This window comes from Arthrobacter ruber (assembly GCF_002954225.1).
GTDB lineage: Bacteria > Actinomycetota > Actinomycetes > Actinomycetales > Micrococcaceae > Arthrobacter_D > Arthrobacter_D ruber.
In genome coordinates, this window is sequence record NZ_PPTH01000017.1 from 181,885 (window position 1) to 205,051 (window position 23,167).

General features: G+C 70.1%; 23 protein-coding genes. 12 read left to right on the forward strand and 11 right to left on the reverse strand.

Annotated elements, in window-relative coordinates; genetic code table 11:
- Positions 1 to 137 precede the first annotated feature (137 nt).
- The gene (locus CI785_RS11960) at positions 138 to 872 is read left to right on the forward strand and encodes a hypothetical protein (RefSeq protein WP_105032662.1); all 735 of its coding nucleotides are present in this window, start codon (positions 138 to 140) and stop codon (positions 870 to 872) included.
- Complete coding sequence (locus CI785_RS11965; protein ID WP_105032323.1) at positions 869 to 1,591, forward strand: hypothetical protein; 723 nt, start codon at positions 869 to 871, stop codon at positions 1,589 to 1,591. The genes CI785_RS11960 and CI785_RS11965 overlap by 4 nt, the downstream gene beginning before the upstream one ends.
- Before the next feature lie 295 nt (positions 1,592 to 1,886).
- Here the strand turns inward: CI785_RS11965 and CI785_RS11970 are convergent, their stop codons facing one another.
- The 5 genes from CI785_RS11970 to CI785_RS11990 form a co-directional block, all read right to left on the reverse strand.
- Positions 1,887 to 2,165, reverse strand: coding sequence for an HPr family phosphocarrier protein (locus tag CI785_RS11970; RefSeq protein ID WP_105032324.1), 279 nt, complete (start codon positions 2,163 to 2,165; stop codon positions 1,887 to 1,889).
- Between the two features lie 53 nt (positions 2,166 to 2,218).
- Positions 2,219 to 4,333: a PTS fructose transporter subunit IIABC gene (locus CI785_RS11975; protein WP_105032325.1), complete on the reverse strand. Its 2,115-nt coding sequence runs from the start codon at positions 4,331 to 4,333 to the stop codon at positions 2,219 to 2,221.
- Positions 4,333 to 5,355: a 1-phosphofructokinase family hexose kinase gene (locus CI785_RS11980; protein ID WP_105032326.1), complete on the reverse strand. Its 1,023-nt coding sequence runs from the start codon at positions 5,353 to 5,355 to the stop codon at positions 4,333 to 4,335. The genes CI785_RS11975 and CI785_RS11980 overlap by 1 nt, the downstream gene beginning before the upstream one ends.
- Positions 5,352 to 6,119 (reverse strand): DeoR/GlpR family DNA-binding transcription regulator, encoded by a 768-nt coding sequence (locus tag CI785_RS11985; RefSeq protein ID WP_105032327.1) that lies wholly within the window; start codon positions 6,117 to 6,119, stop codon positions 5,352 to 5,354. The genes CI785_RS11980 and CI785_RS11985 overlap by 4 nt, the downstream gene beginning before the upstream one ends.
- A gap of 178 nt (positions 6,120 to 6,297) precedes the next feature.
- Entirely contained in the window at positions 6,298 to 6,555 is a 258-nt protein-coding gene (locus tag CI785_RS11990; RefSeq protein ID WP_105032328.1) for a DUF6458 family protein, read from the reverse strand.
- A gap of 346 nt (positions 6,556 to 6,901) precedes the next feature.
- Between CI785_RS11990 and CI785_RS11995 the strand changes: the two genes are divergently transcribed.
- A complete protein-coding gene (locus CI785_RS11995) occupies positions 6,902 to 7,171 on the forward strand; it encodes a GlsB/YeaQ/YmgE family stress response membrane protein (protein ID WP_105032329.1) in 270 nt (89 codons plus the stop codon).
- A 215-nt stretch (positions 7,172 to 7,386) separates the two neighbouring features.
- Positions 7,387 to 8,142, forward strand: coding sequence for a hypothetical protein (locus CI785_RS12000; RefSeq protein ID WP_240615173.1), 756 nt, complete (start codon positions 7,387 to 7,389; stop codon positions 8,140 to 8,142).
- Here CI785_RS12000 and CI785_RS12005 read toward each other — a convergent pair.
- Entirely contained in the window at positions 8,139 to 9,386 is a 1,248-nt protein-coding gene (locus CI785_RS12005; protein ID WP_105032331.1) for a DUF445 domain-containing protein, read from the reverse strand. The genes CI785_RS12000 and CI785_RS12005 overlap by 4 nt on opposite strands.
- A 130-nt stretch (positions 9,387 to 9,516) precedes the next feature.
- Here CI785_RS12005 and CI785_RS12010 point away from each other — a divergent pair, with 130 nt between their 5' ends.
- Together CI785_RS12010 and CI785_RS12015 are read left to right on the forward strand one after the other, a co-directional pair.
- The gene (locus CI785_RS12010; protein ID WP_105032663.1) at positions 9,517 to 10,380 is read left to right on the forward strand and encodes a glycerophosphodiester phosphodiesterase; all 864 of its coding nucleotides are present in this window, start codon (positions 9,517 to 9,519) and stop codon (positions 10,378 to 10,380) included.
- Positions 10,381 to 10,401: 21 nt separating this feature from the next.
- A complete protein-coding gene (locus CI785_RS12015) occupies positions 10,402 to 12,213 on the forward strand; it encodes a glycoside hydrolase family 15 protein (protein ID WP_276308031.1) in 1,812 nt (603 codons plus the stop codon).
- Positions 12,214 to 12,277: 64 nt separating this feature from the next.
- Here CI785_RS12015 and CI785_RS12020 read toward each other — a convergent pair whose 3' ends face one another.
- Complete coding sequence (locus CI785_RS12020; protein WP_105032333.1) at positions 12,278 to 13,468, reverse strand: zinc-dependent alcohol dehydrogenase; 1,191 nt, start codon at positions 13,466 to 13,468, stop codon at positions 12,278 to 12,280.
- Between the two features lie 97 nt (positions 13,469 to 13,565).
- On the opposite strand from CI785_RS12020, the gene CI785_RS12025 reads away from it, so the two are divergent.
- Together CI785_RS12025 and CI785_RS12030 are read left to right on the forward strand one after the other, a co-directional pair.
- On the forward strand, positions 13,566 to 14,303 hold the full coding sequence (locus CI785_RS12025; RefSeq protein ID WP_105032334.1) for an AzlC family ABC transporter permease: 738 nt from the start codon (positions 13,566 to 13,568) through the stop codon (positions 14,301 to 14,303).
- Complete coding sequence (locus CI785_RS12030; RefSeq protein WP_105032335.1) at positions 14,300 to 14,611, forward strand: AzlD domain-containing protein; 312 nt, start codon at positions 14,300 to 14,302, stop codon at positions 14,609 to 14,611. The genes CI785_RS12025 and CI785_RS12030 overlap by 4 nt, the downstream gene beginning before the upstream one ends.
- Positions 14,612 to 14,622: 11 nt before the next feature.
- On the opposite strand, the gene CI785_RS12035 is transcribed toward CI785_RS12030, so the two are convergent.
- A complete protein-coding gene (locus CI785_RS12035; RefSeq protein WP_105032336.1) occupies positions 14,623 to 14,961 on the reverse strand; it encodes a YnfA family protein in 339 nt (112 codons plus the stop codon).
- Between the two features lie 107 nt (positions 14,962 to 15,068).
- Between CI785_RS12035 and CI785_RS12040 the strand changes: the two genes are divergently transcribed.
- The gene (locus CI785_RS12040) at positions 15,069 to 16,628 is read left to right on the forward strand and encodes a YcaO-like family protein (protein ID WP_105032337.1); all 1,560 of its coding nucleotides are present in this window, start codon (positions 15,069 to 15,071) and stop codon (positions 16,626 to 16,628) included.
- Positions 16,629 to 16,659: 31 nt separating this feature from the next.
- A complete protein-coding gene (locus tag CI785_RS12045) occupies positions 16,660 to 17,493 on the forward strand; it encodes a polysaccharide deacetylase family protein (protein WP_105032338.1) in 834 nt (277 codons plus the stop codon).
- A 79-nt stretch (positions 17,494 to 17,572) separates the two neighbouring features.
- Here CI785_RS12045 and CI785_RS12050 read toward each other — a convergent pair whose 3' ends face one another.
- Both CI785_RS12050 and pta read right to left on the reverse strand, forming a co-directional pair.
- Positions 17,573 to 18,688, reverse strand: coding sequence for an acetate/propionate family kinase (locus CI785_RS12050; protein WP_105032339.1), 1,116 nt, complete (start codon positions 18,686 to 18,688; stop codon positions 17,573 to 17,575).
- 31 nt (positions 18,689 to 18,719) lie between these two features.
- Positions 18,720 to 20,798, reverse strand: coding sequence for a phosphate acetyltransferase (gene pta / locus CI785_RS12055; protein WP_105032340.1), 2,079 nt, complete (start codon positions 20,796 to 20,798; stop codon positions 18,720 to 18,722).
- Between the two features lie 200 nt (positions 20,799 to 20,998).
- Here pta and CI785_RS12060 point away from each other — a divergent pair, with 200 nt between their 5' ends.
- Both CI785_RS12060 and CI785_RS12065 read left to right on the forward strand, forming a co-directional pair.
- Positions 20,999 to 21,343, forward strand: coding sequence for an ArsR/SmtB family transcription factor (locus tag CI785_RS12060; RefSeq protein ID WP_105032341.1), 345 nt, complete (start codon positions 20,999 to 21,001; stop codon positions 21,341 to 21,343).
- A 12-nt stretch (positions 21,344 to 21,355) separates the two neighbouring features.
- Positions 21,356 to 21,856 carry an SRPBCC family protein gene (locus CI785_RS12065; RefSeq protein ID WP_105032342.1) on the forward strand — a complete coding sequence of 167 codons (501 nt, stop codon included), beginning with the start codon at positions 21,356 to 21,358 and terminating at the stop codon, positions 21,854 to 21,856.
- A 144-nt stretch (positions 21,857 to 22,000) separates the two neighbouring features.
- Here the strand turns inward: CI785_RS12065 and CI785_RS12070 are convergent, their stop codons facing one another.
- A complete protein-coding gene (locus CI785_RS12070; RefSeq protein WP_105032343.1) occupies positions 22,001 to 23,146 on the reverse strand; it encodes a fatty acid desaturase family protein in 1,146 nt (381 codons plus the stop codon).
- Positions 23,147 to 23,167 lie beyond the last annotated feature (21 nt).

Here is a 23,167-nt window from a genome sequence, read left to right on the forward strand (position 1 = left end):
CCGGAGCGGACGCCGTGTGGAAGTCGCCTTAATTGGAGCTGGCTCCGAGTTCTGCGTATGGGGGAATCGCAGAAATCGGAGCCAGCAATCTCAGTATACTTCTACGCGAGCCCGAAAAGTCCAATCGAAAGGTGATGATGGCCGTCACAGCCAAGGCATTCCAGCTGTGGCGTTCCCGCATTGCCCCGCAGGACACGGTCACGGACGCGTGCCGCAAGGCCGGCGTCAAGCGTTCGACGCTCGCCCAGCAGCTCGTACGGGGCAGGGTGTCCGCGCCCACCCTCGTCGCGATCGCCCGCGGCTACGGGATCGCTCCCGTGGAGGCACTTTCCGTCTTCGAGGGGTACGAGGACCTCGAGGCCGGGATCGCACCGCCGACCGACGCCGAACTCGTCAGCCAGGTCTCGCACATCGACATTCTCCGCCTGCTCGTGGCCCGCAGCGAGGACAGGGACAGCACCTGCACGGACGTGCAGCTGCACCTCGCGCCGTTCCCGCACCGCAACTCCGTGCGTGCATGGATCGAGGCGATCGATCCCGGGGACATCCGCCAGCAGCTCGCCGCGAGCACCGGCGTGGCCCGGCAGAACCTCTCCGCCCAGCTCACCGCTGGGCGGCTCGCGCCCGAGATCGCGGTGCAGGCCGCACGTATCGCCGGGGTGTCGCTGACCAGCGGCCTCGTGGTGACAGGGCTGCTCACCCCCGCGGAGGGCGGGTGGCCCGAGGACGGCCGGGCCCGGGCGCTGTGTGCCCTGAGCGACCTGGATCTGGTCTTCCTCGCCCGCGACCGGCTCGACGTGCTCGGCAAGCAGCTCCGCCGGGCGGAGCTCGACGACGGCAAGGACCGCGCGATGTGGGAGAACCTCGGATGACCCCCACGACCATCCAGTGGGCGGCGCTGGGACTGTGTGCCGCAGGGGCCGCGGTCCGCATACCGGGCGTGCGGAAGGGGCGCGGGCGGACGGTCTTCGTGGCCCTCGTGCTCCTGACGATCGCCGTGGGGCTCTCCATCGCGCCGATCTACGAGACCGTGGACGCCCTCCTGGGGGAGGTCAACATCGCGAACCTGCTCCTGCGGCTGCTCGTGTACACGGTGTTCGTGCTGCTCGGGGTCCGCATGGCCGCGGCCTTCGGGTCGTCCTCGGCCCGCCGACTCATCGTGGGCCCCTTCGGTCTGGCGGCCCTCGGCGTGACCGTCGCTGCGACGCTGTACTTCTTCGTGGCGAGCGAACTGCCCGGCAGCTCCACCGCCCTGCGTGCCTTCGGGGACCAGCACACCGTGCAGCAGTATGCCGCCGTGGGACGTCTCTACCCCGGGTACGTGGCTGCGTGCCTGGTGGTCCCCGCGGTGGCCTCGGCGGCCGACCGGCACTCGCGCACCATCCACCGGGTGGCATGCGCCCTGCTGGCCCTCGCCTTCTCGCTGGTGGTGGTCTTCGTCCTGCTGCGGCTGACGGCGATCGAGCTGATGGCGTGGGACATCCTGCTGCCGTTCTCGGCCATCCTGCTGACCGTGCTGGGCCTGGGCCTGATCTGGGTGAGTCACACCCTGGCCCGGCGGCGCAACGCCAGGGCGAAGAGGCTCGACTAGGACCGTCGGTCGGCGCGGCGTCGGGGTGCTTGCCCGCTGCAATAAAAGTGACGCAATTGTGTCCTGCCGGTATTCACCGTTTCATCATGCCGTGTGAGAATAATGATTATGTAACTGCCGCTTTCCGTGGGGGGCCAGCGGATCGTTACCCGGCAGGTAGGTGTGTCCATTAGAACGGGTGGACCCACCTATTTGTCCTTAAGCGCTGGGGACGCCGAAGGGCACCATCCGCCACGTATCCACGGCAGATGGTGCCCTTCCTGGTGCGGCCTGCTACGCCGCCCCGACCCGCGTCCTACTCGGCGTCGTGGTCCGTCTCGATGATGCGTGCGAGACCCTCCAGTGCCCCCTCCGCGCCGTCGCCCTCGGCGCGCAGGACCACGACGTCGCCGTGCGAGGCGCCGAGGCTCATGAGGGACAGGATGCTCGAGGCGTCCATCGCCTCCTCGGCGGGCTCACCGTCCATTGCGATGGTCACCTCGAGGGGGAGTTCGCCGGCGGCCTCCGCGAAGATGGAGGCCGGACGGGCGTGGAGTCCTACGCGACTGGCCACGGTTGCCTTGCGTTCTGCCATGTTGTGCTCCTTCGTGTGAATGCGTGTTCCAGTACAGCCAACCGGACGTGAGGTCAGGCTGCAACCGGCTCGGCGATGGGCGTGTTCTTCTTGCTCCTGGCGTAGCGCTTCAGGGCGATCACGGCCAGTGCGGAGATGACCGTGCCCACCAGGACCGCGATGAGGAACATCGCGAAGTTACCGATCGCGAAGAACACGAAGAGTCCGCCGTGGGGGGCCTGCGAGGTGACGCCGGTCCCCATGATGATCGCGCCGGTGACCGCCGAACCCACGAGGGATGCGGGGATGACACGCAGGGGATCCGCTGCCGCGAACGGGATGGCGCCTTCGGAGATGAAGGCGGCCCCCAGCAGCCAGGCGGCCTTACCGTTCTCGCGCTCGGGCTCCGTGAAGCGGTTGCGGTCGATCAGGGTGGCCAGCGCCATGGCGAGCGGCGGCACCATGCCCGCGGCCATCACGGCAGCCATGATCTGCAGGGGTGCGGGGTTGTCGAGCGACCCGGCTCCGAGGCCGGCGACGGCGAAGGAGTAGGCGACCTTGTTCACGGGCCCGCCGAGGTCGATGGCCATCATGAGGCCGAGGATGACGCCGAGTCCCAGGGCCGCTGTACCGGTCAGGCCGGACAGCCAATTATTCAGGCCCACCGTCAGGGCGGCGATCGGTCCGCCGAGCACCAGGAACATCAGGCCCGAGGCGACGATGGATGCCACGAGCGGGATGATGACCACGGGCATCAGGCTCCGCAGCCAGCGCGGCACCGAGAGGCGGCCGATCATCATGGCGACGTATCCGGCGAGCAGGCCGCCGACGATCCCGCCGAGGAAGCCCGCGCCCATGAACCCTGCGACGGCACCGGCGACGAAGCCGGGCGCGATGCCCGGCCGGTCGGCCAGCGCGTAGGCGATGTAGCCGGCGAGGGCGGGGACCAGGAATCCGAGCGACAGCTGGCCGATCTTGAAGGCCACGGCCCCGAGGTACTCGCCGAGTCCGCCGGCCGGGAGGTTCGTGAGGCTGTTCTCGAGGACCACGGCGTCGGCGGTCTCGGTGATGAGGTACCCGCCGAGCAGGAAGCCGAGGGCGATCAGGAGTCCGCCACCGGCGACGAACGGGATCATGTAGCTGACGCCGGTGAGCAGGGCGCGCTTCAGGGTGCTTCCGATGCCGTCCCGGCCGTCGTTGTCGTCCGTCTGCTCGCCGCCGGCGGTGCCGGCGACCCTGCGGGCGTTCGGGTTCCGGGCGGCCGCGACGGCCTCCTCGACCATCTCGCCCGGCTCGTCGATGCCGCGTTTGACAGGGGCGCTGATCACCGGGAGGCCGGCGAAGCGCTGCTTGTCGCGCACGTCGACGTCGACCGCGAAGATCACGGCGTCGGCCGCGGCGATCACCGCGGGGTCCAGCGGTGTGGCGCCGGAGGAGCCCTGCGTCTCGACCTGGAGGTCGATTCCGCGCTCCTTCGCCGCGGCGACCAGGGAATCGGCCGCCATGTACGTGTGGGCGATGCCGGTGGGGCAGGCGGTGACGGCGACGAGGCGCCGCACCTCCGTGTCCGTGGACCGGCCCTGCTCGACGGCGGGTCCCGTGGTGTCGGTCCCGCCCGGCGATGTGCCGAGCGTCGCAGCGGCCTCACGGGCCTGCGCGGCGCCGGGCTGGGCTGCGGTGCCGGTACCGGCGGCGTGGGCACCCGCCCCCGCTGCCGGCGCCGTCGTCGGAACCTCACCGAGGCCGAGGGCGCCGTTGACGAGCGCGACGACGTCGGCGGGTGTCCGTGCGGCGCGCAGGGAGGCCGTGAAGTCCTTCTTGATCAGGGACCGGGCGAGCTTGGACAGCAGCTTCAGGTGCTCCTGGTCCGCGCCGTCGGGTGCCGCGATGAAGAAGACGAGGTCAGCGGGGCCGTCCTTGGCGCCGAAGTCCACGGCGGGGGACAGGCGTGCCATGGCGAGCGTGGCGTCCGAGACCGCCTTCGACCGGCAGTGCGGGATGGCGATTCCACCGGGGACACCGGTGGAGGTCTTCTCCTCGCGGGCGAGGGCGTCGGCGTACAGGCCGTCGACCTCCGTGGAGCGGCCCTGCGCGGCGACCTGCTCCGCGAGGTAGCGGATCACCGAGGACCGCTCGGTCCCCAGGTCCGTGTCCAGAGTGACAAGCTCCGGAGTGATGAGATCGGGCATCAGTTTTCCTCCTGTGCGGCGGACCCAGCGGTGGGCCCGGTAGCGCTTGGTTCGATCACGGGCAGCGTGACCGTGAGGGGCGTGACCACGACGACGCCGGGTGTCGTCTGGTCGAGGGAGGGAACGGTGGAGCCCGGTAGGGAGGCGGCCGCCGATCCGTGGGCAACGGCCTGGCGCAGGCAGTTCTCCGGGAGTTCGCCTGCGCTGTGCGCCAGCAGGTAGCCGGCCAGTGCGGAGTCTCCCGCACCGACCGTGGATCGTGCCGTGACGGGCGGGTGCACGGCGTGCCAGGCCCCCGCGTCCGTCACGAGCAGGGCGCCCCTGGATCCCAGGGTCGCCAGGACCGCCCCTACCCCCGCGGTGATGAGCACCGCGCAGGCCTTGGCGGCCAAGTCATGGTCCAGCTCCAGCTCGTCGCCGGTGCCGATACCCGTGAGCTCGCTGAGTTCCTCGGCGTTGGGCTTGAGCAGGTCCGGTGCGGGGACACCGGCGGCAGCCTCGACGAGCGGCTCGCCCGAGGAGTCGATCGCCACGCGGGGGGCTGAGGCCCCGTAGGTCTCGCGGACCGCTGCGGTGACGCGCGTGTAGAAGGTGGGCGGGACGCCCGGAGGGAGGGATCCGGCGAGGACCAGCCAGTCCGCTCCGTCGCTCTCGGCGACGACGACGGCGAGGAGGTCCTCGAGCTGCGCGACGGAGAGTTCGGGGCCGGGTTCGTTGATCTTCGTCGTCGTGCCGTCGGGTTCGGTGATGGCCGTATTGGTGCGGAGGGCTGCGCCGATGGCGACGTTGCGGAAGGGCACGGAGACCGAGCGCAGACCCGCGAGCACGGGGTCGTCGTCGTCGCCGGGCAGGACGGCGAGCGTCCGGGTGCCGGACATGGTCAGGGCCCGGCTGACGTTCACGCCCTTCCCGCCCGCCTCCTGCACCACGTGGGTGGCGCGCTGGACGGCGCCACGTGCGAGGGGCGCGCCGATGGCGACGGTGCGGTCGATGCTGGGGTTCGCGGTGAGGGTCAGGATCACGCCACGATCACCTCCACATCGGTGTCGGCGAGAGCATCGGCGAGGGGGCCGCGGGGGGCGCGGTCGGTGATGAGTGCATCGATTTCCTCCAGGGTGGCGAAGCTGATCAGGGTCTCCTCGTCGAACTTCGACGAGTCCGCCAGGAGCACCACGCGCCGGGCGGAGGCGACGATGGCGGTCTTCACGGCCGCCTCGTCGACGTCGGGGGTGCTGAGGCCGAAGTCCGCACCGATGCCGTTGGCGCCGATGAAGGCGATATCGGCGCGGAGGCGGGCGAAATGGGTCACGGTGCTGCTGCCCACTGCCGCGCTGGTCAGGGCCCGTACCCGGCCGCCCACGAGCTCGACGCTCAGCCCGGCGCCGGAGACGAGCGCCGCGATGGGGACCGAGTGCGTGATGACCGACAGTCCGGCGCGGGCCTCGTCCACGAGCAGTTCGGCGAGGCCTTCGGTGGTGCTGCCTGCATCGAGCACCACCGCACCGGTCTCGGGGGTGAGGGCGAGCGCGGCCTGGGCGATGCGCTTCTTCTCGGGGGAGTGCTGTTCGGAGCGGCTGACGAGGCTGGGCTCGTTGGTCGTTGCACCGCTGCCGGCGATGGCTCCGCCGTGTACGCGGCGCAGGACGCCGTCGCTCTCGAGCAGCGCGAGGTCCCGGCGCACGGTCTCCTTGGTGATCCCGAAACGGGAGGAGAGGCCCGCGACCGTGACGCGGCCGTCGGCCGAGACGAGGCTGCTGATCTGCCGGTAGCGCTCTTCCGCGAACATGGGGACCCCGTCGTCTTCCGCGAGCTTCGACCTCGCGGCATGTGGCTTTATCTTCGTTTGAGTGACTCTACCGCCGATTGTGATGTGACGTCAAGCACTTTATTCGCGGTTTCGAAGACAAACACAGATAAAAACGGGCCGGAGCAGAGCTCCGGCCCGTCGGTCCTCCAGGACGGTCTCAGAGACCGGTGTCGCGGGTCTCGCGGCGGGTGATCGTCTCGCCGGTGGCCGGATCCACCAGTGAACGCGACTCCGAGATGCGGTTCTGCCGGCGCGGCGCCGCCAGGACCAGGGACGCGATGAGACCGATCACGCCCACCCCCATGAGGATCCAGCCCACGAGGTTGATGTCCACGATGCTGATGACATCCGCCTGAATGGCGAAAGCCAGAATTGCACCCAGTGCAATAAGGAAAATAGATGAACCGATTCGCATTACAAGAACTCCTTCGGATAGCGGTGTCGAGTGTTTCGGGAGAATTCCCCAGCGGTTAACGTCCTGCGCCGCTTCCTCCCGCCGCGGCCCCGCTGGAGGACAGCATAGGGCGTGGTGCGCGTCATAGCGGGGATTGGGGCGTCCACTGCCCGGCGTCGGCGTCCGTGCAACGGTTCGGACAAAATCGGGGCGGGCGTCTTGATAAGCCGGATTAGCGTGGTGCTACCATTGCATCCTAAGCAGGCTGATGAAGTACAGTAGGGCGGAGTTGCACTCCGGTGCATCGGACTATCAGGCAGTGGGCCTCCTCGTGGGGCCCGCTGAAAATCACTCGAAGGAGCATCTTATGAGTTTCATCGGTTTTCTCATCCTCGGCCTCATCGCAGGCGCACTCGCCAAGCTCATCCTCCCGGGTAAGCAGGGCGGCGGAATCCTCATGACCATGCTGCTCGGTGTCGTCGGCGCCTTCCTCGGCGGCTTCATCGGCGGCAGCATCCTGGGTGTCGACCTCGGCAGCACCTTCTCGCTGATGTCCATCCTCTTCGCCGTCATCGGCGCGCTGATCGTGCTCCTCGTCTACGGCGCCATCACCAAGCGTCGCGGCTCGCGCGTCTAGCTCCGGGTACCAGCTGTCCCGGGGGGACGGCTGACGAAAGGGCGCTACCGGACACCGGTGGCGCCCTTTGCGGTTGCAGGGCCCGATAGCAGGACCCTGCGCCACCAGCGGAACCCCGACCACGACCCTGTCACCCCCACCTAGACTCGACTCGAGCACGCCGATCCACCCGCGGAAGGACCACGATGTTTGGCAGGAACAAGGAGAACCCAGCCGTGAAGGCTGCCAACGGGACGCTGTTCGACAAGGACGGCAACCCGAAGCCCGGGATCCTCCGGGGGATCGAGCGGGCCCTGGACGTCCAGCGGCCGTTGATCCTCTCCAATCTCAGCCGTCTGCGGCGCCGTCATCCGAAGGCCTCCCCCGCGGAACTGGCGCGCCTGCTCGAGCGGGATTACCTGCGGGCGACGACGGCCGCCGGGGCCGCCGTCGGGGCCACCGCCGCGGTGCCCGCGGTCGGCACGATAGCGTCCCTCGGACTCTCCGCCGCCGCGACGGTCGGGTTCCTCGAGGCCACGGCCCTGTACGCCGAATCGATCGCCGAACTGCACGGCGTGAGTACGCAGGATCCCGAACGCTCGCGGACCATGGTGATGGCGATCCTCATGGGCGAGGAGGGCACCGCCCTGATCCGCTCCATCCTCGGGGCCTCCGCGGGGCAGGGCGCCCCGCAGTACTGGGGCCAGCTGGTCAACAAGTCGGCGCCCCCGTCGCTCGTGAAGACCCTCACAGGAACCATCCAGCGGCGGTTCCTGAAGAAGTTCCTGGCCAAGCAGGGAGGCTTCATGCTCGGACGCGCCATGCCGTTCGGGGTCGGTGCCGTGATCGGCGGGACAGGCAACCACCTCATGGGCAAGGCCGTCATCCAGACCACCCGGCAGGCGTTCGGCCCGCTGCCGCAGACCATCCCCGGCGAGCTGGCCGACGTGCTGCAGCTTCCCGACCCGGGGTCGAAGCAGAAGCGGGCCTAACCGAAGATCGCGTTCGCGAGGGTGAAGATCAACAGCCCGGCCAGCGCGCCCACCACCGTGCCGTTGATCCGGATGAACTGCAGATCCTTGCCCACCTGAAGCTCGATCTTGCGGGAGGTCTCCTCGGCGTCCCAGCGCCCCACGGTCTCGGAGATGACGCCGGCGATCTCGCTGCGGTAGGTGCGCACCGCGTAGGAGGCGCCGTCGGCGATCCAGCGGTTGACCTTCCCCGCCAGCTCGGGGTCGCTCGTCAGGCGGGAGCCGAAGTCCCGCACGGCGGCCTTGAACTTCGATGTCAGCTCGCTCTCCGGGTCGTTCACGGCCTCGAGCAGGGCCTTCTTGATGGTGGCCCACGTGCGGGCTGTCAGATCACGCACGCGGGGGTCGTCCAGGAGCTGTCCCTTGATCTCCTCCGCCTTCGCGATGGTCTCGGGCTTGTGCTGCAGGTCCTGCGCGAGGTCCCGGAGGTACTTGTCGATGGAGAGGCGGACGTCGTGCTGCGGGTCGTCCTGCACGGCGCGGATGAACTTCGACAGCTCGGCGTGCACGCGGTCGCCGACCACGCCGTCGACCAGGCGCGGTACCCAGGTGGGGGAGCGCTGGGCGACGACGCGCGTGACCACGGCGTAGTTCGCGTCCACCCAGTCGCCGGCACGGTCCACCAGCAGGTCCACGAGCCGGTGGTGGTGGCCCTCCGCGAAGATGCGCTCGGCGATGCTGCCCACCGGCGGACCCCAAGGCGGATCGAGCAGGTGCTTGCGGGCCATCGACTCGATCACGCCCTGCACGGCGTCGTCGTCCAGCACCCTGAACATGCCGCGGATCAGGGCGGCGCCCTCCGCAGCCACGCGGTCGGCGCTCTCCGGCTTCGCCAGCCAGGCACCGGCCTTCTGGGCGATCCGCGCGGAGTCGAGCTTGGCCCGCACCACGTCCTCGGACAGGAAGTTCTCCTCGACGAACTGCCCGAGCGATTCGCCGATCTGGTCCTTCTTGCGCGGGATGATCGCGGTGTGCGGGATCTTCAGCCCCATCGGGTGCTTGAAGAGGGCCGTGACGGCGAACCAGTCGGCGAGGGCGCCCACCATGCCGCCCTCGGCCGCGGCCCGGACGTACTCGAGCCAGGGGTAGGTGTCCTGCAGGGCGAAGGCCACCAGGAAGATGGCGGCCATCACGGCGAGCAGACCTGTTGCCAGCAGTTTCATCCGGCGAAGGGCCTCGGCCCGCTCGGCATCGGTACCGGTCATCTGAGCATTCACCTCCCGAGTCTATCGAGGCCGTCCTACGGGGAAGAAGGCGACGGCGGCCCGATGGTGCACCTCCGGCGCCGTCACGTACCGTGATACCGACACCACCGACGACCGAAAGGGCTTGTCCGTGCCCCCTGTGATCTTCGCCCACCGCGGCAGCAGCGGCACCTACGCCGAGCACACGCGTGCCGCCTACCTGCAGGCGCTCGCGGACGGGGTCGACGGTCTGGAGTGCGACGTCCACCTGAGCCGTGACGGACAGCTGGTCTGCATCCACGACACGACACTCGACCGCACCACCAGCGGCTCCGGGGACGTGGCCGACCGCACGCTGGCCGAGCTGCGCACGCTCGACGTGTCCGCCTGGAAGGGTGTGAGCATCCCGTCGGACTACGGCACTGTCGAGGACCAGTTCCTCACGCTCGCCGACCTCCTGGTCCTGCTGCGCCGGTCCGGCCGACCTCTCCGGCTCGCCATCGAGCTGAAGCACCCGAGCCCCTTCGGACTGCGCCTGGAGGAGGCGCTGATCGCCTTCCTCATGGACGAGGGATGGGACCCGGAGTCCTCGAGGCTGGGCAACCTCGAGATCAGTTTCATGAGCTTCAACCCGGACTCCATGCGGCAGCTCGCGGAGTCGGCACCGCACCACATGCTGTGCCAGCTGGTCGCCGACGTGGAACCCCAGGACGTCCGCGACGCCCTGCGGTTCGGGTCGATCGCCGAGGGTGCCCTCATCACCGTCCTGCAGAGGGCGCTGAAGGAGGGCGAGGAGCTGATCGACCGGCACGAGGTCGGTATCGCGGGGCCGGGCGTGGAGTACGTCAGGGAGCATCCTGAGCGGGTGCGCCGATGGATCAGCGAGGGGATGCGGGTGCGGGTCTGGACGGTCAACACCGTGGAGGATGCCCTGTTCCTCGCGGGACTCGGAGTGCAGGAGATGACCTCGGACTACCCGGCACGGATCCTGCTGGCGCTGGGCAACGGTCAGTAACCGCACAACGCCATCGGCCCGCTGTGGTTGAGTGGGGGGATGCAATCGCCGATCGAGGATTACGCGCTCCTGTCCGACCTCCACACCGGTGCCCTGGTCTCCCGGACCGGCAGCGTGGACTGGCTCTGCTTCCCGCGGTTCGACTCCGACTCGGTCTTCGCGGCCATGCTCGGCACACCGGAGCACGGCCGCTGGCTGGTAGCCCCCCAGGATCCGGCGGCCGAGGTGGTGAGCCGCAGCTACATCGACTCGACCTTCGTCCTGCAGACCCACTGGAGGACGCCTGACGGCGAGGTGCTGGTCACCGACTTCATGCCGCTCACGGACCGCAGGGCCAACGTGGTGCGCCGCATCCAGGGCCTGCGCGGCACGGTCACCCTCCACCAGGAGCTCGAGATCCGCTTCGGCTACGGCGACGTCGTCCCGTGGGTCACCCAGGGGGCCGACGACGGCGTCCCGATGCTCCTCGCCATCGCGGGACCGGATGCGCTGCTGCTGCGCGGACCCCGGCTGCGGGCCACCGACCACCGCCACGAGGGCACCTTCGAGGTCGCGGAGGGCGCCGTCGTCGACCTGGAGCTCGTCTGGTACCCCTCGCACCGCGACACGCCGCCCGCGCTGCACATCGACGAGGCACTGGACACCACGATCAGCTACTGGCGGGCGTGGGGTTCCAGCATCGTCGGGGACGGCGAGTACTCAGGCGCCGTGCAGCGCTCGCTGCTCGTGCTGCGGGCGCTGACCCACGAGGACACGGACGGCATCGTCGCGGCCCCCACGACGTCACTGCCCGAGCAGTTCGGCGGCGCCCGCAACTGGGACTACCGGTTCTGCTGGCTGCGCGACGCGGCGCTGACGCTCGAGGCCATGATGACCCACGGGTTCGCCGAGGAGGCGCTGGGGTGGCGCAACTGGCTGCTGCGGGCGGTCGCCGGTGATCCCGAGGACCTGCAGATCATGTACGGCGTCGCCGGCGAGCGGCACCTCCCCGAGCGGGAACTGGATCACCTGCCGGGCTACGCCGATTCCCTGCCGGTCCGCATCGGCAACGGCGCGGTGGACCAGTACCAGGCCGACGTCGTCGGGGAGGTCATGGTGGCCCTGGAGAAGATGCGAGGCCACGGCGTGACGGAGGACAGCTTCTCCTGGCCCCTGCAGAGGGCCCTGCTCGGCTTCGCGGAGAACCACCTCATGGACCGCGACAACGGCATCTGGGAGATGCGCGGCACGCCGCAGTACTTCACGCACTCCCGGGTGATGATGTGGGCGGCCTTCGACTGCGCCGTGCGGGCGGTGCGGGACCACGGGCTCAGCGGGCCCGAGGAGCACTGGACGGCGCTGCGGGACGGACTCCGGGAGGAGATCCTGGAGCGCGGCTTCAATCACGGGTTGAACGCGTTCACGCAGGTCTACGGCGGCACCGAGGTGGATGCCTCCCTGCTGCAGCTCCCGCAGGTGGGGTTCCTCGACTACGACGACCCCATGATGCTCGGCACCGTCGCGCAGATCGAGCGGGACCTCCTGAACGGGCAGGGACTGCTGCTGCGCTACCGCACGGACAACTCCGACGACGGACTCGAGCCCGGCGAGCACCCGTTCCTCGCGTGCTCCTTCTGGCTCGTGGAGCAGTACGCGCACAGCGGCCGGCAGGACGAGGCGATCCGGCTCATGGACCAGCTGGTGGGGTACGCCAACGAGCTCGGGCTGCTGTCCGAGGAGTACGACGCCGCCAACGGCCGGATGGCGGGCAACTTCCCGCAGGCCTTCTCGCACCTGGCGCTCGTGCGTTCCGCCGATGCGCTGCGGTCGGCCCGAGGCGAGGACGGCGCCTGATCACCGGTGACCCGGGAGCAACCCGGGTCACCGGTGAGGTCGGTCGTCGGAGCCGGGGTGCCGGCTAGGCCGTGACGCCCTGCGGCTTCAGTACCACCTTGATGGTGCCGTCCGTCTTCTTCTGGAAGTTCCTGTAGGCGGCCGGAGCCTCGTCGATCGAGACCTCGTGCGTCATGAGGTCCGTGACGCCCAGCGGGTCCGAGGGCTCCTCGACGATCGGCAGCAGTTCGTCGGTCCAGCGGCGCACATTGCACTGGCCCATGCGGAACTGGACCTGCTTGTCGAACATGCTCATCAGCGGCATGGGCGTTGCGGATCCCCCGTAGACGCCGCTGAGGGAGACCGTGCCGCCGCGACGGACGGCGTCCATCGCCGAGTGGAGGACCGCCACGCGGTCGCTGCCGCCGGTCTCCATGACCTTCTGCGCGACCTTGTCCGGCAGGATGCCGAGGGCGTTCTGCGCGAAGGCGCCGACGGGTGAGCCGTGCGCCTCCATGCCGACAGCGTCGACGATCGAGTCCGGACCGCGGCCGTTCGTCATGCTGCGGAGTTCCTCGGCCGTGTCCTTCGTGAAGTCGATGGTCTCGATGCCGTGGCGCTTGGCCATGTCACGGCGTTCCGGCACGGGTTCGACGGCGATGACGCGGTGGCCGAGGTACTTGCCGATCCGCGCGGCGAACTGGCCCACCGGTCCGAGGCCGTAGACCGCGAGGACGCCGCCCTCGGGGACGTCCGCGTAATCCACGCCCTGCCAGGCCGTGGGCAGGATGTCCGAGAGGTAGAGGTAGCGCTCATCGGGAAGTTCGTGACCCACCTTCACGGGACCGTAGTCGGCGTACGGCACGCGGAGGTACTCGGCCTGGCCGCCCGGGACGGACCCGTACAGCTCCGAGAAACCGAACAGCGAAGCTCCCGATCCCTTCGCGTGGACCTGCGTGGTCTCGCACTGCGACTGCAGGCCGCGGGTGCACATGAAGCAGAAACCGCAGGAGATGTTGAAGGGGATGACGACCCTGTCGCCGACCTTCAGGTTGGTCACTCCGGCGCCGACCTCCTCGACGATGCCCATCGGCTCGTGCCCGAGGATGTCGCCCTTGTGCATGTACGGGCCGAGGACCTCGTACAGGTGCAGGTCCGAACCGCAGATGGCGGTCGAGGTGATGCGGACGATCGCGTCCGTGGGGTCCTGGATCTTGGGATCCGGGACGTTCTCCACGCTGACGTTGCGCTTGCCCTGCCATGTCACTGCCTTCATGGTGTTCTCCTCCGGGTAGTAAGTAGGCTTTCCTTTCCTACTATTCACCGGTTCGTCACAGATGGGAAGCTGCGCCCGCCTCGCCTACCCTTGACATGTGGCGCTTCTCCAGTCTCCGGCGGTGCGCATCGCCCTCTCCGTCGCGATCGCCACAGGACTGTACGGGCTGTCCTTCGGCGCCCTGTCCGTCACCGCGGGGCTCGATCTCCTCCAGACCATGGCCCTCAGCCTCCTGCTGTTCAGCGGGGGATCCCAGTTCGCGTTCATCGGTGTGATCGCCGGAGGCGGCAGCGGCATCTCCGCGATGTCCGCAGCCGCCCTGCTCGGCATCCGCAACGGCGTCTACGGGATGCAGATCAACGTGCTGCTGCGCCCGTCCGGCTGGCGGAAGCTGCCGGCCGCGCACCTCACCATCGACGAGTCCGTGGCGACCGCGACGGGCCAGACCGACCCGGACGAGCAGCGCCGCGGGTTCTGGGCCGCCGGGCTCGGCGTGTTCGTGCTCTGGAACCTCTTCACGCTCGTCGGCGCGCTCGCGGGCAACGCCATGGGCGATCCGGCCCGCTGGGGGCTCGACGGCGCCGCCGTCGCCGCCTTCCTCGGGCTGCTCTGGCCGCGGATCCGGGCGAAGGAGCCCGCCGCGATCGCCGTCGTGTGCGCCGTCGTGACGCTCGTCGCCGTCCCGCTCGTACCGCCGGGCGTCCCGATCCTCATCGCGGCGGTGGTGGCCGCGACCCTGGGCCTCGCGGGCCTCGGTCCGGCCACCGAGGGCCTGGAGCCCGACGTCGACCCCTACCCCTCCGGGGTCCCCGGCCCGGTACGGGGCGACGCATGAGCCTCTGGGGCTGGATCCTGCTGGCGTGCGCGGTGTCGGTCGCCACGAAGTTCGCAGGTTTCCTCGTGCCCGCGAAGCTGCTCGACAACCCCAGGATGCTCCGCGTCGCCGGGTCGCTGACCATCGGCCTGCTCGCCGCGCTGACGGCCGTCAACACGTTCGCCACGGGACAGGTGCTCGTCGTCGATGCCCGGGTCGTCGCCCTGGCCGCCGCGGCGGTCGCGCTGTGGCTGCGGGCGCCGTTCCTCGTCGTCGTCGCGGTCGGCGCGCTCGCGGCGGGGGTCGCGCGGCTGCTGGGAGCGGCGTAGGCCGCTGCCGGCTACGCCGCCGGGCGCGGCACGAACATGATCAGCGCGACACCGACCAGACAGACCGATGAGCCGATGACGTCCCAGCGGTCGGGCCGGAAGCCGTCCACGAGCATCCCCCACGCCAGCGATCCCGCCACGAAGACCCCGCCGTACGCGGCGAGGATCCGCCCGAAGTTCGCATCCGGCTGCAGCGTCGCCACGAAACCGTAGGCACCGAGCGCCATGACGCCGAGCCCTGCCCACCACCACGGCCTTCCCTCGCGGACGGCCTGCCAGATCAGCCACGCCCCGCCGATCTCCGCTCCGGCGGCCAGCACGAACAGGAGGGTGATGCGCAGGGTCGTCATGGCCCCAGTCTGCCCGAGCGCTGCCCTGCGGCGGGGCCACGCAGGGCAGCGGTGGATGATGTCACCTGCCCGGAGGGCGCCTGCCGGTGGTGTGCTCTACTGGGTGCATGATGCACAGGAGCAGCACGTCGCCGTCGGCGGGGGAAGCGCTGACGGCAGCCGCGGAAGCCTATGAGGCAGCGCTGCCGGGGCTGCGCGCCCAGTTCGCCATCGACGGCCTCGACCGGACCGGCGTCCCGACGTGGGCCACCTGGTGGCGGGGTCCGGGGGTGGCTCTGGGCGGCGTCGGGTACGGCCCGTCGGCGGCACAGGCGCGCGTCGGTGCTCTGGGTGAGACGGTCGAGAGTGCCTTCTCCCTCCTGGCGTTCAGACGGCTGGAGCGGACGACGGCGTCCTACAGTGAGCTCCGGCGTCGCCACGGTGCGGCGGGAGTCGCCGACCCGCGGACACTCGGACTGCCGGCGGGTTCCCCCTATTCGGAGGACATGGTGCTGACCTGGGTGCCGATGCGGCGCGCCCTCGCCACCCGTGGCACGGACGACCGCGACCCCCGCGGCGCGCCGACCCTCGAGCTCGACGGGCAGGCCGTGCTCGTGCCGGTCGATCTCGTCGCGAGCAGCCCCTCGGAGCTGGGTGAGCGCGATACGGGTGAGCGACTGCTGATGCCGGTGGCCAACGGGATGGGCGCGGGGACGAGCCTGCGGCAGGCCGTCGTCCACGGTGTCCTCGAGATCCTCCAGCGCGACGGCAACGGTCTGACCTTCCGGGCGCTCGACCGCGGTGCCGTCATCGAACTCGGCCCCGACGACGGGGACGCCGAGACCCGCCGGGCGCTCGGAGCCCTCCGCGCTGCCGGGGTGGACGTGATGGTCAAGATCGCGTCGATCGACCGCGGCGTACCCGACCTGTACGTCGTCGGCCACGCACCCGGCGACGATCTCGTGGTCGCCACGGCCTGCGGCGAGGCCGCGCACCCGGACCGGGACGTGGCGCTGCGCAAGGCCGTGCTCGAGTTCGCGTCGGCGCGGGCCCGCAAGGCGTTCATGCACGGCCCCCTGGCCGCCGTCCGCGGCATCGCACCGCAGGACTACCTGGACGACGCGCTGGCGGTCGTGGACCCGGCCGCCGAGGAGGCGCGCGTCCTCGACGCGACCGTCGGCTGGCTGACCGCCGGTACGGAGCAGCAGGCGGCGGTATGGACCCGCCTGGACGCGACGGTGTTCTCCCGCCGGTCCACCGTACGTTTCGGCGATCTGCCGACCAGCCCCACGGCCGATCCGTCGGCGATCATGGCCGAGCACGGTCTCGAGGTGCTCGTCGCCGACCTGACTCCCCCCGGATCGATCGAGGGCGGCGAGGGCGGGGCGCGGGCGGTCAAGGTCGTGGTGCCCGGGACCGAGGTGGAGACGGTGGCCTATGGCCGGATCGGCGAGGCGGGGGTGCGGAGACTGACCGGCGGCGGCCGGGACGATCTGGCCCGTGTAGGCCGGCGGCCCGAGGGGGACGGGTGGCGGGAAGTGGTCCTGACGGCCGACGCCGTCCAGCGGCTCGGCGGGCCGGCGTGGCTGGACCGCGACGCCGTCGACGCCGTCGCTGCCGGGCTGCTGCCGCTGTACCGCGAGCCCGGCCGCCATACCGCCCGGCTCGTCCTCGGCGAGCGTCCGTGACCGCGACGACCGCGACGACCGCGACGATGCGATGACCACGGACCAGAGCGCCGACGAGCTCGAGAGCTACATCCTCGATCAGGGTGAGCAACCCGGGGGAGCGCCGGTGGTGCTGCTCGACGACGCCGCCGTCGCGGCCGGAGCGGACCCGTCCGCACTGATCCCGGGCATCCTCGAGGGGCTTCCGGAGGCGCTCCGGCGACCCGCACCGTTCACGTACGAGGCGTACGTCCTGCAGAGCGTCCTCGGGGAACTCCTGCTCGAGAGTGAGGGCGCCGGATGGTCGCAGGACGAGCTCCGGGCGATCCCGCTGGTGACCCTGAACTTCCACGACGTCGCACCGGACCACCTCGAGGCCGTGGACGGACGGCTGAACAAGCTGGCGAGGCTTCGGGGGCTCCTCGAACCCGACCGGGACGAGGAGCTCCCCCCGCGGGTCGTCGTCCTCCTGTTCGACGGGTACAGGGACGCGGCGGAGATGATCGTGCCGATCTGCGAACGGCTCGGTCTCCGCGTCGTGATCCTGCCCATCGCCGTCGAGGTCGAGGACGACCGCGCCGGCACCCTGAGCGACGACGAGCTGATCCGGCTGGCACGGAAGCACCCGCTGGGTTTCCATACGCTGACCCACCGCATGGCGGAGGACATCACGCCCGCCACGGTGACCTCCGAGGTGACCGACGTCGTGCATCGGCTCACCCGCCTCGCGGGCCGCCCGCCCCGCGTGGGTGCGTGGTGCGGCGGCGCGCGCTTCGACGACAGCCTGCTCGGGAACCGGCGGCTGCGCGAGCTCGGGGTAACCGGTCTCGTCTCGAACTGGTCCTGGGAGACGATCCAGGGCCAGCCTCCCGCACATCTCCCCTAGCGGGTGTGACCGGCCGGTGCGCCCGACGGTACGGCACCGGACGCAGGCATGCCGGCGAGGCGGGCGTCTCCCGGCACGGCTAGGACCCGGCGACGACGGCGGCCGTCGCCTCGGCGATCGCCGCCTCCTCGTCGGTCGGTATCACGAGGACGGGGAAGGCGGACGCCTCGGTGCTGATGACGCGGGCCTCCTTGCTGCGCTGCGCGTTCTTCTCGTCGTCGAGCGCCAGGCCCAGGGCGCCGAGCCTGGTGACGACGGCGCTGCGGAAGGCCGCGGCGTTCTCGCCGATACCCGCGGTGAAGACGAGGGCCTGCGCCCCGCCGACGGCCACGTGGTAGCCGCCCACGTACTTCGCCAGCCGGTAGGAGGCCACGTCGAGGGCGAGTGCGGCCCGGTGGTCACCGCCGTCCGCGGCCTCCTCGACGGAACGCATGTCGTTCGTGCCGGTAAGGCCCTTCAGCCCGCTGTTGCGGTTCAGCAGCGTGTCGAGGTCCTCCTCCGTGTACCCCTCGCGCAGCAGGAACAGCAGGATGCTCGGATCGATGTCGCCCGACCGCGTCCCCATGACCAGGCCCTCGAGGGGCGTGAAGCCCATGGACGTGTCGACGCTCTCGCCGTCGCGCACGGCCGTGACCGAGGCGCCGTTGCCGAGGTGCGCGATCACTCCCGTGAACGTGTCCGCGCCGAGGAGTTCCGCGGCGCCACGGGCCACGTAGGCGTGCGAGGTGCCGTGGAAGCCGTAGCGGCGGATCCCGAACTTCCGGTAGAGCTCGTCGGGGACGGCGTACCGCCAGGCGTGCTCGGGCAGGGTGCGGTGGAAGGCGGTGTCGAAGACGGCCACCTGCGGCAGGTCCGGCCACTTGTGCGTGATGGCGCGGATGCCCGTCACGGCGGCGGGATTGTGGAGGGGGGCGAGCGGGTTCAGGCGCTCGATGGCCCGCGTGATCTCGTTGTCGATCAGCACGGGCTCGCTGAACCGCTCGCCGCCGTGCACCACGCGGTGCCCGACGGCGTCGATCCCGCGGTCGCCGAGCGCCGCGGCCACCTCGCCGTCCACGCGGTCGAGGGCGGCCGCGTGGTCGGGCACCTCGGCCTCGCCGATGCGCTCCACGAGCCCCTCGGCCAGGACGTCGTCGCCCTCGCGGACCTGGTACTTGAGCGAGGATGAGCCGGAATTGATGACGAGGATGATCATGGGGTCCTGTCGTGTAGGGCGGGAGGTCAGGTCAGGAGGCGGGCTGCTGGGCCTGGACCGCGGTGATGGCCACCGTGTTGACGATGTCCTCCACGGTGCAGCCGCGCGAGAGGTCGTTCACGGGCTTGCGCAGCCCCTGGAGGACGGGGCCGACGGCGACGGCCCCGGCGGACTGCTGGACCGCCTTGTAGGTGTTGTTGCCGGTATTGAGGTCCGGGAAGATGAACACCGTCGCCTGACCGGCCACCGTGGAGCCGGGGAGCTTGGAGGCGGCGACCGAGGCGTCGACGGCGGCGTCGTACTGGATGGGCCCCTCGACCGCGAGGTCCGGTCGCTGCCTGCGCACGAGTTCCGTGGCCCGGCGCACCTCGTCCACAGCGCCACCGGAGCCCGACTCGCCCGTGGAGTAGGAGAGCATCGCGATGCGTGGTTCCACCCCGAACTGCGCGGCCGTCTCCGCCGAGGCCACTGCGATGTCCGCGAGCTGCTCGTCGTCGGGGTCCGGGTTCACCGCGCAGTCCCCGTACACCAGCACGCGGTCCTGCAGGAGCATGAGGAACACCGAGGAGACGATCTTCGCGCCGTCCTTCGTCTTCACGAACTCGAGCGCCGGCCGAATGGTGTTCGCGGTGGTGTGCGCCGCGCCCGAGACCATGCCGTCCACCCTCCCGAGCTGCACCATCATCGTCCCGAAGTATGCCCCTTCGAGCATGCGCTCGCGGGCCTGATCGAGCGAGACGTTCTTGTGCGCGCGGAGCCGGGCGTACTCGGCCGCGAACTCGTCGCGCAGCTCGGAGGTGGCCGGGTCGATCAGCGTGATGCCCGTGAGGTCGATGCCCTGCCCCGACGCGAGCTCACGCACCCGGGCCTCGGGCCCGAGGACCGTCAGGTCGCAGACGTCGCGGCGGTGCAGGATCTCGGCGGCCTTCAGCACCCGGACGTCCTCGCCCTCCGGGAGCACGATGTGCCGGCGCTCGGCCCGTGCCCGCTGGATCAGCTCGTGCAGGAAGCGCAGCGGGGTCATGCTGACCGGCCGCGGGAGTTCGAGGCGCTCCAGGAGCTCGTTCTCGTCCACCCGCCGCGACCAGGCGCCGAGGGCGGAGGCCGCCTTGCGGCGCAGCCCGCTCGCGATCTCACCCCGCACCTCGCTGACGCGCCGGGCGGCGGTGTAGGTGTCGTCGTCGAGCGCGAAGACGGGGAACGGCGCCTGTGCCAGGAGGGCGAGGATGCTCGGTTCGGGGGCGAGCCCGCCGGTGAGGAACATGGCCGATGGCACCGGGAACTCGGGGGAGAACGACGACGCGAGGGTGGCCACGTGCACGTCGGCGCGGTCGCCGGGCACGATCACGAGGGCGCCGTCCTTGAGCAGGTGCAGGAAGTTGCCCACGTTCATGGCGGCCACCCGGATGCTCGTGACGTCGCGCTCGAGGTTGGAGTTGCCGGCAATCTGCCGCGCGCCGAGCTCCGCGGACACCTCCGAGACGGTGGGCTGGGAGACCTCGGCGAGCTCGGGGATCACATACACGGGTCGGCCCGACTTCCCGGGGCGCACGTGCTCGCTGATGGCTGTGACGGCGTCGTCGGCCGCCCGGTTGACCATCATGGCGAGGAGGGACACCTTGGCGGCGTCGAGCTCGCGGCGGGCGACGTCCACGGCGTCCGCCGCCTCGTCCACGGACATGCCCTTGGCACTGACGACGGCGAGCACCATGGCGCCGAGGTTGTTGGCGAGGCGCGCGTTGAGGTCGAACTCGACGGCGGCGTCGTTGCCCGAGAGGTCCGTGCCCTCCACGATCACGACGTCGCACTCCGCGGCGATCTCGCTGTAGATGGCGACGCAGCGGGCGTCGATCTCGGCGCGGTCGCCGGTGACGAGGAGCGCGCGGGCCTCGGCGCGGGTGAGGCCCCCACGGGCGCGGCTCTCGGGGAGGTTGAAGGAGCGCCGCATGAGGCCCACCATCGGATCGGCGGCGGGGTCGCTGCCCTCGACGATGGGCCGGAAGAAGCCCACGCGGTCGGCGTGCCGGTGCAGCATGTCGGCCAGCCCCAGGGAGATCAGGGCCTTGCCGGAGCCGTTGGTCATGGCGCTCACATAGATTCCGCGGGTCATGCGCCCAGTCTTGCAGGGTCCCGGAGCACCCGCCATAACGGGTGTCACGCCACCGTCCTGCTGTCCGGCGGTGGGGGGAGGGCACGGATGGCCGCCCGCGCATGCTGTCCGCGGTCGTTCCTGCCCGTGCGACGCGGGCGTCCGACACTCCTCGTCCGGGGTCTTGACGGACACCGGCACCGGGCGTAACGTACAACCACATGGTTGTAGATCAGCTGCAGGAGGACGAGGTGGACCGCCTTTTCCAGGCGCTCGCCGACGCGACACGGAGGGACATCGTGGCGCGGGTCCTCGTCGCCGAGTACTCGGTATCCGGCCTCGCCGAGCAGTACGACATGAGCTTCGCCGCCGTGCAGAAGCATGTCGCCGTGCTCGAGCGGGCCTCGCTCGTCACGAAGGAGAAGCGCGGACGGGAGCAGATCGTGCGGGGAGAGGTGGAGGGCGTGCAGAGGGCGCGCCGCCTGCTCGACGATTACGAGAGGATCTGGCGGCAACGGGTCGCCCGGATCGAGGACATCCTCGCCGAAGACGAGGATCGCAACTAGGAAGGCAGCATCATGGCGGTCATCAGTGCGCAGAAGGATACTCAGGAGCTGAATTTCCGGCTCGTCGCCGAGTTCGACGCCGATGTGAAGCGCGTCTGGCGGATCTGGGAGGACCCGCGGCAGCTCGAGCGGTGGTGGGGCCCGCCCACGTGGCCCGCGACGTTCGACACCTACGACTTCGTGCCCGGTGGACGTGCGGAGTACTACATGACGGGGCCCGACGGCGAGAAGGCGCACGGCTGGTGGCGCATCACCGCCATCGACGCGCCCACGCGCCTCACGTTCGACGACGGCTTCGCGAACGAGGACCGCGAACCCATGGACGAGCTCGGCGAGACGCACGCCGTCGTCACGCTCGAGGACCTCGGCGGCCGGACCCGCATGACGCTGGTCACCGGGTTCGAGTCGCTCGAACAGCTCAACCAGATGGTGGAGATGGGTATGGAGGAGGGGCTGAAGGGCGCCCTCGGGCAGGTGGACGCCATCCTCGCGGAGCAGGACGCCGCCGTCTGACCGGGCCTGCGCCCGTCATCGGGTCGAGAGGACAGGGATTGCTGTCGCAAGAAGTCCGACCGGACGTTCCTGTCCTCCCGGCCGAGGAATGCGAAGGCGCCGCCGCCCCGAAAGGGACGACGGCGCCTTCGTGCGTGCTGAGCCTTACGCGGTGGCTGCCTTCGGCTTGCGGTTGGGCAGCGCGAGCTTGAAGATCTTCGCCCAGGTGGACCCGACCTGCTTGGGCAGGGGGCCCGTGGTGTAGGGCAGCCCGTAGCGGGTGCAGATCTCGCGGACCTTGACCGCCACCTCGGCGTACCGGTTGGACGGCAGGTCGGGGAAGCAGTGGTGCTCGATCTGGTGGGACAGGTTGCCCGTCATGAAGTGCATGAGCTTCGAGCCCGAGATGTTCGCAGAGCCGATCATCTGGCGGACGTACCAGTCCCCGCGGGTCTCGCCGTCCACCTCCTCCTCCGTGAACGTGTCCGTGCCGTCGGGGAAGTGGCCGCAGAAGATGACGGCGTGGGCCCAGAAGTTGCGGATGGCGTTGGCGGCGAGCGTGCCGTAGAGGGCCTGCTTGCCGGAACCGGTCAGCATGGCGACGGCGGGGGTTGCGGCGTAGTCCTTCGAGAACTGCTTGACCACCTTGACACCCACGGCCTTGAGGTCGCGGCTCATGTCCGCCTTGGACTTCAGACCCTCCTTGAACTCGGGGATCTCGAGGTCGTACAGCGCGATGCCCCACTCGAAGACCGGCGCCAGGATCGCGTTGTACAGCGGGTTGCCGAGGTTGAACGGCTTCCACGGCTGGTCGGGGTCCATGCGGAGCAGGTTGTATCCGATGTCCCGGTCCTTGCCGATGACGTTGGTCCAGCGGTGGTGCAGGTCGTTGTGGGTGTGCTGCCAGGAACGCGCCGGGGTGACGAAGTCCCACTCCCAGGTGGTGGAGTGGATGTCCGGGTCGCGCATCCAGTCCCACTGGCCGTGCAGCACGTTGTGCCCGATCTCCATGTTCTCGAGGATCTTCGCGACGCTCAGCATGGCGGTGCCGGCGAACCAGGCGGGCTTGTACTTGCTGAACAGCAGGGTGCCGCGGCCGGCGAACTCGAGGGAGCGCTGCAGCTTGATGACACGGCGGATGTAGGCGGCGTCCGTGGCTCCTCGCTTGGCGAGGATCTCGTCGCGGACGGCGTCGAGCTCGCGGCCGAGTTCCTCGACCTGCTCGTCCGTGAGGTGCTTGGCGGCGTCGGGGCGGACCAGGGGGTGGCCCGACGCCGCAAGGGCGCCCGGGCGGGTGAGCGTGGTGGTCATAGGGTGCTCCTTCTGTGGGGG

Coding starts and splice junctions, on each gene's coding strand:
- CI785_RS11960 (WP_105032662.1), top strand. CDS start 138: ATGGCCGTCACAGCCAAGGCATTCCAGCTGTGGCGTTCCCGCATTGCC.
- CI785_RS11965 (WP_105032323.1), top strand. CDS start 869: ATGACCCCCACGACCATCCAGTGGGCGGCGCTGGGACTGTGTGCCGCA.
- CI785_RS11970 (WP_105032324.1), bottom strand. CDS start 2,165: ATGGCAGAACGCAAGGCAACCGTGGCCAGTCGCGTAGGACTCCACGCC.
- CI785_RS11975 (WP_105032325.1), bottom strand. CDS start 4,333: ATGCCCGATCTCATCACTCCGGAGCTTGTCACTCTGGACACGGACCTG.
- CI785_RS11985 (WP_105032327.1), bottom strand. CDS start 6,119: ATGTTCGCGGAAGAGCGCTACCGGCAGATCAGCAGCCTCGTCTCGGCC.
- CI785_RS11990 (WP_105032328.1), bottom strand. CDS start 6,555: ATGCGAATCGGTTCATCTATTTTCCTTATTGCACTGGGTGCAATTCTG.
- CI785_RS11995 (WP_105032329.1), top strand. CDS start 6,902: ATGAGTTTCATCGGTTTTCTCATCCTCGGCCTCATCGCAGGCGCACTC.
- CI785_RS12005 (WP_105032331.1), bottom strand. CDS start 9,386: ATGACCGGTACCGATGCCGAGCGGGCCGAGGCCCTTCGCCGGATGAAA.
- CI785_RS12020 (WP_105032333.1), bottom strand. CDS start 13,468: ATGAAGGCAGTGACATGGCAGGGCAAGCGCAACGTCAGCGTGGAGAAC.
- CI785_RS12030 (WP_105032335.1), top strand. CDS start 14,300: ATGAGCCTCTGGGGCTGGATCCTGCTGGCGTGCGCGGTGTCGGTCGCC.
- CI785_RS12035 (WP_105032336.1), bottom strand. CDS start 14,961: ATGACGACCCTGCGCATCACCCTCCTGTTCGTGCTGGCCGCCGGAGCG.
- CI785_RS12040 (WP_105032337.1), top strand. CDS start 15,069: ATGATGCACAGGAGCAGCACGTCGCCGTCGGCGGGGGAAGCGCTGACG.
- CI785_RS12045 (WP_105032338.1), top strand. CDS start 16,660: ATGACCACGGACCAGAGCGCCGACGAGCTCGAGAGCTACATCCTCGAT.
- CI785_RS12050 (WP_105032339.1), bottom strand. CDS start 18,688: ATGATCATCCTCGTCATCAATTCCGGCTCATCCTCGCTCAAGTACCAG.
- pta (WP_105032340.1), bottom strand. CDS start 20,798: ATGACCCGCGGAATCTATGTGAGCGCCATGACCAACGGCTCCGGCAAG.
- CI785_RS12060 (WP_105032341.1), top strand. CDS start 20,999: ATGGTTGTAGATCAGCTGCAGGAGGACGAGGTGGACCGCCTTTTCCAG.
- CI785_RS12065 (WP_105032342.1), top strand. CDS start 21,356: ATGGCGGTCATCAGTGCGCAGAAGGATACTCAGGAGCTGAATTTCCGG.
- CI785_RS12070 (WP_105032343.1), bottom strand. CDS start 23,146: ATGACCACCACGCTCACCCGCCCGGGCGCCCTTGCGGCGTCGGGCCAC.